1 protein-coding gene is annotated in these 11,265 nt (G+C 47.4%); it reads left to right on the top strand.

Annotated features, from left to right (window positions below):
* The first annotated feature begins 2 nt into the window (after positions 1-2).
* Positions 3-11,255, top strand: a complete 11,253-nt coding sequence (locus ACQ5DJ_RS19450; protein ID WP_429843904.1) for an SDR family NAD(P)-dependent oxidoreductase — start codon at positions 3-5, stop codon at positions 11,253-11,255.
* The last annotated feature ends 10 nt before the right edge of the window (positions 11,256-11,265 follow it).

Genomic DNA, 11,265 nt, shown 5'->3' with positions numbered 1-11,265 from the left:
AAGTGCATGATCAGTTTCTCATAACGGTCAACCATCCAATCCTCAAAAACCATAAAGCGCACGGTCAGGAACTGTTGCCCGGATTAGCCCATATTGATCTGTTGTATCAAATGTTTCGAGAAAATGGTCATGATTACAGCGAGCTTGAGCTTCGTAATCTAACGATCTATCATCCGATCATCGTGGGACAAGATTATGATGTCATGCTGAGCATTTGGTGCACGCAAGGCAAAGCAGGACAGTGGCAGATTCGGATGGAGGGTCAGATACAGCGCAACGGCATTTTAGATTCGGAGAAAAAGCTGTATGTCACTGCTGACATGCATCAAATGGCTTCTGCGCAGTTCGATGAAACACTGGATCTTCCCATACTAAAGCAAGCCGTAAACAAAAAGATCAATCTGCATGACGTGTATGAGCAATGCCGTCGTCAGGAATTGGTGCATACAGGTTTTATGAAGGCAGAAGGAACGATTTACGAAACTGATTCAGCGGCAGTGATGGATATTTCACTCGGTAAACATGCCCTTCCCAGTGCGGAAGGGTTCATGTTTCACCCGACATTGATCGATGGGTCCGCTATCGGCTCGATGGTATTGTTCACTTCGATAATCCAAGAAGAACAACGACTATTTTTGCCGCTTTTTTATGAATCTTTTCGGGCCACAGCTCTATTACAACAACATTGCTATGCCAGAGTACAAACTTCGTCCATCCAGCGAAAAAATGAACTGATGTATATGACGATGGAGTTCTTTGATCGTTCGGGCAAAAAAATTGCGCATTTGCAAAATTTTGCGGGCAAGCTAGTTCGTGATCCTGGTCTGATCAATCCCAATAAAAAAGAAGTACCTCTGCTTCGAGCGGATATTCAACCACCGAAGCAAACGGTATCTCTCTCGAAAGAACCCCTTCATGAATCGAATGAGTCGCCATCTGTCTTTGTGAGTAAAGCACAAACTTTCTTGCAACAACTGCTGGCAGATCGATTACAAGTTCCAGCTACGTTGATTGATACCCAGATTGGTTACTATGAAATGGGGCTTAACTCACCAGGCTTGTTGGAAGTGGTGAAGGCTGTCGAAGCGAAAGTAGGAGCGCCGTTGGCTCCTACTTTATTGTTTGAATATACGAATATCGCTGAATTGGCCGCCTATCTTGCCGAGAATCATGCTTCCGTATTCAGCGGGCTTGATTTGATGAATCAGGAAGGTAGTCAAGAGTTGCCGCAACCTGCAAGGGCCGTAGATTCATCAGCACCTTCTGAGAATCAATCAGCGAATGCCAATGAAGAAATGGCGATCATCGGGATGGCAGGACGCTATCCAGAGGCAAGAAATCTCCAAGAGTTCTGGATGAATTTAAAAGAGGGCAAAGACTGCATCAAAGAAGTCCCGAAATCTCGCTGGGATTGGCAGAAGTTTGGAGAACTCAAATCCCCTTCTGGAAAGCAGATGTCCAAATGGGGAGGGTTTATTGAAGACCCTGATTGCTTTGATTCTCCATTTTTCAGAATATCGCCGCGGGAAGCAGAAACGATGGACCCCCAAGAGCGTTTGTTTTTGGAAACGTGCTGGGAAGCGATGGAAGATGCGGGTTATACGCCGAAGACGATTGTTCCGCCTCAGGGGAGCAGTAACAGGCGGCAGGTTGGTGTCTTTGTTGGCGTGATGCACAAGGATTATTCCCTAATCGGAGCGGAAGCGATGTCTCGGGGAGAAATGTTCCCATTATCCTTGAACTATGCACCGATTGCTAATCGCGTTTCCTATTTCTGCAATTTTCATGGTCCGAGCATGGCGATTGACACCGTATGCTCCTCCTCGCTGACGGCTGTTCATTTGGCGCTGGAGAGCATCAAGCGAGGAGAATGTGAGGTAGCATTGGCGGGTGGCGTCAATTTATCCTTGCATCCTGGAAAATACTTGTCCTATGGCATGATGGATATGCACGCTAGTGATGGCTATTGTCATACCTTTGGCAAGGATGGCGATGGGTATGTTTCTGGAGAAGGCGTAGGTACCGTCGTGTTAAAGCCATTGCGCAAAGCGATTGAGGATGGAGATCATATTTATGCCGTGGTAAAAGGAAGCAGTGTGAACCACGTCGGATCGGTGAGCGGGCCTTCCGTGCCAAGCCCTGTTGCACAGGCAGAAGTGATTACAGCATGCCTGGAAAAGAGCGGGGTGGACGCGCGAACGATTCATTATGTGGAGGCGCATGGGACCGGAACTTCTTTAGGCGATCCAATTGAAATTCAAGGATTGGTGAAAGCGTTCCGTCACTATACAGAGGATCAGCAGTTTTGCGCTATTGGCTCGGTGAAATCGAATATCGGGCATGCAGAATCTGCTGCGGGTATCAGCGGTCTGCAAAAAGCTGTTCTTCAGCTCCACCATAAAACGCTCGTTGCTTCCTTACATGCCAAGGAAGTGAATCCGTTTATTGATTTTGCGCAATCTCCTTTTTATGTACAGCAACGGACAGAAGAATGGAAATCGGTGAGCATGAAAAACGGTCAAGAAGTCACCGTTCCGAGACGAGCAGGGGTAAGCTCGTTTGGAGCTTCGGGGTCCAATGCCCATATTATTTTGGAAGAATACATCCCAGCTAAAACAAAGCCGAAAACGCAAGCCATTGGTCATAATAATCACCCAGTGATGATTCCGCTATCTGCCAAGAATAAGGAACGATTGCAAGCCTATGTGCAAAAAGTAGCGGCGTTTCTAAAAGGGGCATCTATAGACAATCACCCTCAACCAAGTGAGGAAGAGAAGCGAAAACAGCTGCAAGTAATGCTGGAGCAAAAGCTCCGCAAGATTTTATCCAGTATTATTCACGTGGGAGAAAACAGCATTGAATTGGATCAAGAGTGGCATGAATACGGAGTAGACCTCGTTCATATCACACAGCTAAAGCAAAAACTGCAAGAGGAGCTGCATATTCAGCTTGATATCAAGGAGTTCGATCAAAGCAGCTCCATTGCTTCCGTCATCGCTTCTCTCATGGATAACCATCGAGACGATATAGAGGGTGAAGTTCAGTCTTTTGCTGATCCAGCAGCGCAAATCAATCTCGAAAATGTGGCGTATACCTTGCAAGTTGGACGAGAAGGGATGAAAGAACGAGTAGCCTTTGTCGTCGAGGATATACCTGAGCTGATCGGAAAATTGGAAGCTTATTCGAGAGGCGAGAATACGATCGATACTTGTTGGGAAGGGAGCTTGAAGCCTAACAACGAGTCATTTGGATTCCAAAGCTGGGTAGCAGAAGGCGACATCAGAAAAATGGCTGAATTATGGGTGACAGGTTATGAAGTGGATTGGGAACTGCTTTATCTGAATAACAAACCTAGACGTGTTCCCTTGCCGACGTACCCATTTGCGAAGAATCGTTATTGGATTCCAGAGAGCAAAAATAAATCTGTAAGCGTCAAGACAGCAGCTCCATTCACGAGCGAAACGGCGATTCATCCACTGTTGCATCGGAATACCTCTGATTTTTCTGAACAGAGGTTTAGCTCCACTTTTACAGGTCAGGAGTTTTTCCTAACAGATCATGTTGTGAAGAATCAGAGAATCTTGCCGGGAGTTGCCTATCTGGAGATGGCGAGAGCAGCAGCAGAGCAAGCAACGGCTGCCTTGACAGAAGAACCAGCCAAGATTCAACTTAAAAACGTGGTTTGGACACGGCCAATTGTTGTGGGGGACCAACCCGCACAGATACATATCGGTCTTGTTCCCGAAGAGAATGGTGAAATTCGTTTTGAAATCTATAGCGAGTCAGAGGCTTTGGATGCAGAACCCGTCGTACACAGTCAGGGCAGCGCCATGCTTCATTCTGTTGCTGAGAAACAGGTCTTGAATCTGCCATCCTTACAAGCAAAATGCGGTCAACGTGAGTTTTCATCCGAACAATGCTACAGCATTTTTCATTCAATAGGTATGGATTATGGTTCGGCACATCAAGGAATTGACACCTTGTATGTAGGGGAGGGCAAAGTATTAGCCAAGCTATCCTTGCCAGCCTTCGTCTCCGAGATGGAGAACCCTTTTGTCTTGCACCCAAGCTTAATGGATTCTGCCTTGCAGGCATCTATCGGGCTCATGATGGGTGGGGAAGATACCCCATCAACGGATGGTCATTCCATTCGAAAGCCCTCCTTGCCTTTTGCTATGGAGGAAGTTGAAATTCACAACAAGTGCACTTCCTCGATGTGGGCGTACGTTCGTTACAGTGCCAACAGCAGCGCAGATGACAAGGTACAGAAGCTGGATATTGATTTGTGCGATGACCAAGGAACCATTTGTGTACAAATGAAGGGATATTCCATGCGAGTGCTGGAGGACGGGAAACCAGCGAGCCATGTTTCTTCGAGCATAGCTTCTTCCGTAGCCGCACTGGAGCCTCCGGTGGGGAATCTCATGCTGTCCGCTGTGTGGGATGTGACTCCCGTTGAGAAGGGGCAGCTTTTCCCTACTGCTGATGAGCAGGTTGTCATTGTGGGTGGAAATGAAGCGAATAGCAGCGCGATTCAACAATACTATCCACGAGCAAAAGTGTTGTCCATTACGGCTGAGAATACGATTGAGGAAATCGTACACCGACTAGAAGAACTTGGTTCCCTTGATCATATGGTGTGGATCGCTCCTTTTGATGCGATAGATTCCTTGGCGGATCATCGATTAATCGCGGGGCAAGATCAGGGAGTGATTCTATGTTTCCGAACGATCAAAGCCTTGCTTCGTTTGGGATACGGAAGTAAGGAGTTGGGGTGGAGCGTCATCACGGTTCAATCCCAGCCCATTCGGAATACAGATGTTGTGAATCCTTGCCACGCTAGTATTCACGGGTTAATTGGTTCGATGGCGAAGGAATATCCAAACTGGAAGATTCGACTCATGGATGTAGAGGCCGAATCTGAATGGCCGTTGGATGATATGTTGAGGCTGCCAAGAGATCGTCAGGGTCGTCCGTGGGTTTATCGTCAGGGTGAATGGTATCGCCAGCAGTTGCTTGCCGTCGATCATCCTCCGATCGATCAGACACGGTTGAAGCAAGGTGGCATATATTTGGTGATTGGCGGTGCTGGTGGCATTGGCGAAGCATGGACCGAATATATGATTCGTACCTATCAAGCCCAGATCATATGGATGGGTCGTCGTCAAAAAAATGAAGAGATTCAAGCGAAAATGGATAGACTTGCCGCTTTTGGACCAGCACCACACTATATAGCTACGGATGCAACGAAGCAGAACGCTTTGCAACAAGCTTATGAACAAATAAAGCAAACGTATAAACGGATTGACGGAGTTGTTCATTCTGCCATGGTCTTGGTTGAGGAAAGCTTGGAAAATATGCAAGAGGAAGGTTTCCGAGCAGTGCTTTCGTCAAAGGTTGATGTGAGTGTGAACATCGCTTCGGTGTTTGAGAAGGAACCTTTGGATTTCGTATTATTCTTCTCTTCGCTCATGGCAGTTACGAAAGCTCCGAAGCAAAGCAACTACGCGGCTGGATGTACCTTTAAGGATGCATATGCTCATCAATTGACCCAAGCATGGCCATGTGCGGTGAAACTGATCAATTGGGGATATTGGAGCAGTGGGCAAGTGGAAGAGTCTCATCAAGAGATGGTAGAAACCTATCGTCGTTTGGAGGAAATTGGCATTGGCCTTATTCAGCCTCCAGAAGCTATGCAGGCCATAGAGACACTTCTCGCAGGAGCCATGGATCAAATTGCTTTCATGAAGATAACGAAGCCCATTGTCATTGAAGGGATGAAGGTAGAAGAATGGGTGGATGTTCACCCTGCACTTTATCCACCCATGCAACAGCTGTCTGCCCATGAAAATGAAGGGCTTGCTGATGTAGCGGCTGCCTTTATCGAGGAGAGATTGAAGCAGGATCCATCTGCGCGAATGCGGATTCTCGAAATCGGGGTCGGTGCAGAATCTACCAGTTCCTTGATTCCACAAAAATTACATGCCTATCAAGAGCTTATGAGCTTCCAAGTTTTTGATCCAGAAGCGGCGTTAAGTGAACTAGGAATGCATATTGGTGAATACGACCTGATTCTCACAGCTGATAAACTGCACGAAGCTCCACAAATTTGCCAAACCCTGCGTACCTGCAAGAATCTCTTAAAAAGGAATGGTCTGCTTCTAATAGAACTTTCACTACCTCCGGAAGCTTGGCAGAAAGTATTGAGAGATGAGGGCTACCGAGTTGTCTCCTATCCACAGTTGATGATTGCTGGAAGTGACGGTGTTGTCCGCAAGTCCAAACAACAGCAGAAATCAATAGAGACACGAGCTTCTACTCAGCCAAGTCCTCCAGCTACAGACAGAGGAACAAGCACGGAGGCTATGCTTCGGGAGAAAAGCATCGCCTATTTCAAGCAATTGGTCGGTGAAACACTGAAAATTCCATTTGACCAGATCGACTCTTCTGCCGCCCTGGAGGAGTATGGCATTGATTCGATTATGATTGTGCAAATGACGAATGTCTTACGGAAAAAATTGCATCAGATCAGCACGACCCTCTTTTTTGAATATCAAACGATTGATGCGCTTGTCGAGCATTTCATGACAACACAAACGGATGAATTACTAGCTTTAGTAGGAATAGATGAACAGCAGTCTGTTCAAAAGCAAATAACCAACTCAGCAGCTTCTGCAAAGCCAACCAGCGAGCAAGCTGGCTCGGCATTTCGTAAAGCAAAGTCTCGCCGTTTCCTGCAAGTTATTGATATGGAAGCGGAAAAACCAGCAGCGCCGTCCAGACAGGATGTGGCGATCATTGGTCTTTCAGGTCGTTATCCGCAAGCGGAGGATGTCTGGGAGTTTTGGTCTCGCCTGAAAGAAGGGAAGAATTGTATCACGGAAGTACCGGAGGATCGTTGGAATTGGCAAACATATTTCAGCGAAGAAAAAGGAAAACGAGGATACATGTACACCAAATGGGGCGGTTTCATCGAGGATATGGATAAATTTGACCCGCTATTTTTCCAGATTTCGCCTAACGAAGCGGAGCAGATGGACCCTCAGGAGCGCTTATTTTTACAAACGGCATACGCCAGTATGGAAGACGCGGGCTACACTCCTGCCACTTTAGGAGAAAGCAGAAGAATTGGTGTGTTTGTTGGTGTCATGAATGGAAATTACCCAGCAGGAACGAGCTACTGGTCGATTGCGAATCGCCTTTCCTACTTGTTCAATTTCCAAGGACCAAGTCTAGCAGTGGATACGGCGTGCTCCTCTTCTTTGACGGCGATCCATTTAGCCTTGGAAAGCCTGTATAGCGGTACAAGTGAATGTGCTATCGCTGGCGGGGTCAATTTAATTGTCGATCCGTTCCACTATATTCGACTGTCTGGAGCGACTATGCTTTCTGCTGGTGACTGCTGCAAGTCGTTTGGCGATCAAGCGGACGGCTTTGTAGATGGAGAAGGTGTGGGAGCGATTGTATTGAAGCCTCTGCAAAAGGCGATTGCCGACGGTGACCACATATACGGCGTAATCAAGGGAAGCATGCTCAATGCAGGCGGCAAAACAAATGGATATACGGTTCCAAACCCAATCGCGCAGTCGCAGGTAATCAACGAAGCATTGCAGCGCGCAGGAGTGGATGCTCGTGCCGTCAGCTATATCGAAGCGCACGGTACAGGGACCGCTTTGGGCGATCCAATCGAGATTGCAGGACTGACTCGCGCATTTGGACAAGATACGAAAGACAAGCAATTCTGTGCCATCGGCTCGGCCAAGTCGAACATTGGGCATACGGAGAGCGCGGCAGGAATTGCAGGATTGACCAAAATATTGCTTCAGATGAAGTACGGTCAAATCGCACCATCCTTGCACGCTGAGGTAATGAATCCAAACATTGATTTCAGTCAAACGCCATTTATGGTTCAGCAACAGCTGGCTGAATGGAAACGACCCATCATTGAGATCAACGGAGTAACCAAGGAGTATCCGAGAATCGCTGGTCTATCTTCATTTGGGGCGGGAGGAGCCAATGTCCATATTGTCATCGAAGAGTATCTCGAAAAAGATAGACAGCCCGAGGGTAGCTTTCAGCCACAGCAACCAAAAATGATCGTGCTCTCAGCGAAGAACGGAGAGAGACTGTTCGCTCAAGTGAATCGAATATTGAAGGCGATCAAAGAAGAATCATTCACCGATGCCCAATTGACTGACGTCGCTTTTACGCTTCAAGTAGGGCGGGAAGCACTGGAAGAACGCTTGGCTGTTATCGTCCGTTCAGTGAATGACCTCGAGGAAAAACTAACGCAGTTTGTAGAAGGCACAGGGAACATTGCCGAGCTGTATCGTGGGCGAGTGAAGAGCAATCATGAAACCGTAGCTCTTTTTGCTGATGAGGATATGAAGCAAACAGTGGAGACATGGATTGCCAAGGGGAAATACGCAAAACTGCTGAATCTTTGGGTCAAGGGCGTCTCTTTTGACTGGAATAAGCTATATAGCGAAGATAAGCCACGTCGCGTCAGTTTACCTACCTATCCTTTTGCCAGGGAGCGTTATTGGATAGACGTTCAAAAACCAATGGCAACTGGTAGGACGGAAGCTTCTTCCGTTAGCGGTGATATCCTCCATCCATTGCTTCATAAGAACACTTCTGACCTCTATGCGCTGAGATACAGTTCCAGCTTTTCAGGGCAGGAGCCGTTCTTGGTAGATCATCTTGGAAATGGGCAGCGCCTCTTTCCACTCACTGCTTATCTGGAAATGGCACGAGCGGCAGTGAAACAGGCAGCAGGAGATCGAGAGGGGACTTTATCTGGAATCCGAATGACTCATGTTGCTACAGATCATCCGCTATTGGTGGGCGATGCTCTGGTTCAGGTACACCTGGGTATCTATCCAGAGGAAACTGGAGCGCTTGCTTATGAAATCTACAGCGAATCGAAAGAAGAGGATACCAGGTCTGTGGTACACAGCCAAGGTATGGTCGAATTCACTTCGCTCGTGGAAGCACCAACATTGGATCTGAATGCCATGCAAGACGAGAGCAGTGAGATGCTTACTTCCCGACAATGCTACGAGCTGTTTCGAGGGATTGACCAGGTATACAGGATGCGGGGACAAGTACTGGTAAAGCTCTCCTTGCCTTCGATTGCTATGGAGACAGCAAGACTATTCGTTCTCCATCCTAGCCTGTTGGAGTCTCTGTTGCAGTCGTCTCGTTATCTCACCACGGAGTCTATATCATCTGACAACATCAGCTCCATCCAACCAGATGGTACGTTTACCCTTGAAGAGCTGGAGATCTTCGAGAATCATCCTGCTGTCATGTATGCTCTCATTCGATCCAGTGATGAATCGGAGAACAAGAAAATCGATATCGATTTATGTGATGAGGCAGGCAGAATAGGCGTGAGGATGAAAGGATTTGCAATTGGAAGTGAAAAGCCTGGAGCGACGGTGAGAGAGACTCAGGAAATAGTGACTTCCACACCACCGCTGATGGGAACCACGATGCTCACTCCAGTATGGAACGCCGTGTCTGTAGAAAAAGGGGAAGTCATTCCAGCAACAAGTGAACAAGTAGTCATCGTTTGCGCCGAAGAAAGGGACAGAAGTCTCCTTCAACGTCATTACCCTCAAGCGACTGTTTTACCGCTTCAATCAGATGACTCTATTGAGGGTATCGCAAGTAAGCTGGAAGAGCAGGGTGTGATCGATCATATCATATGGGTGGCTCCTAACAGTCCAGTGGAATCTGTAAAAGAGGAGTCCTTGATGAGCGGGCAGGAGCGGGGCGTTATTCAAGTTTTCCGCTTGATCAAGGCTTTGCTTGCGTTGGGATATCAGACGAGAGACTTGGGCTGGACGATCATTACCGTTCAGGCACAGGCTATCTACAAAAAAGATATCGTTCATCCAACGCATGCGAGCATCCACGGATTGATTGGATCGATGGCGAAGGAATATCCGAACTGGAAGGTAAGACTCGTCGATTTGGAAGCGCATGCCGAGTGGCCGCAACGTGATATTTTTGCTTTACCTGTCGATGCGCATGGAAACGCTTGGGCATACCGTGGACACGCGTGGTATCGCCAACAGCTGATGCCCGTGCAGATTCCTTCCATCGACCAAACCGTCTACAAACAGCATGGAGTCTATGTTGTGATTGGAGGCGCGGGTGGTATTGGACACGCGTGGAGCGAATACATGATCCGCACCTATCAAGCACAAATCATTTGGATCGGTCGCCGCAAAAAAGATGAGTCGATTCAGAACAAAATAAATCAACTTGCTACTCTAGGGTCCGCACCGCTCTACATCGAAGCTGATGCTACGGATCGCGAGTCGCTGCAATCTGCTTACGAAGAGAGCAAGAAACGATTTGGCAAGATTAACGGCGTGATTCATTCCGCTATTGTTCTCCTTGATAGAAGTCTGGCGAATATGGACGAGGCAACCTTCCGAGCCGGACTGGTACCAAAAGTAGAGGTAAGTGTGCGGATGAGCCAAGTATTTGGCGAGGAGCCACTGGATTTTGTCCTGTTTTTCTCCTCGATTAACTCGTTTACGAAATCGCCTGGACAAAGTAATTATGCTTCAGGCTGCGCCTTTAAAGATGCTTTCGCCCATCAGCTTGCCGAGGAATGGACATGTGCGGTGAAAGTAATGAACTGGGGATACTGGGGCAGTGTTGGAATCGTTGCGTCCAAGGGCTATCAGGAACGAATGGAACAGATCGGCATTGGCTCGATTGAACCTTCAGAAGGGATGGAGGCATTGGAAGCTTTGCTATCAGGTCCGATGAATCAATTGGCGCTAATGAAAACTACCAAGCCACTCGATATGGAAGGAATCCATACGGGCGAATCTGTTACAGTCGTTTCAACCAAAATTTCTTCCAGCATGGCAAGCATTAAAAACAAGTTAAAAGTAAAAGAGATGCCGAGTGCAGCCTATTTTACATCAGAAACAGATACCGACGGGAGCATGTTTGATAACGTACAAGCAACGATCATTCAACTCGCCTCTCAAATCCTCAAGGTAGAGAGCGAACAAATAGATATGGATATTGAACTAAAGGAGTACGGTTTCGATCCAGTCAAGCTCACCGAATTTTCTACCAAAATCAATCAGACGTACAAGCTTGAACTGACACCTGCTGTGATGATGGACTATCCAACGCTGAAGCACATCACTGAATTTCTAGTCAATACCACCCTGAAATCTCAATCAGAAAGAGAACAGGACAAACCGGTTCTATACGTGTAAGCCGAAGGAG

The organism is Brevibacillus sp. FIR094, assembly GCF_050477165.1.
Taxonomy (GTDB): domain Bacteria; phylum Bacillota; class Bacilli; order Brevibacillales; family Brevibacillaceae; genus Brevibacillus.
The sequence above is the reverse complement of the archived record's forward strand: the minus strand, read 5'-3'. Positions and strand labels throughout refer to the sequence as shown.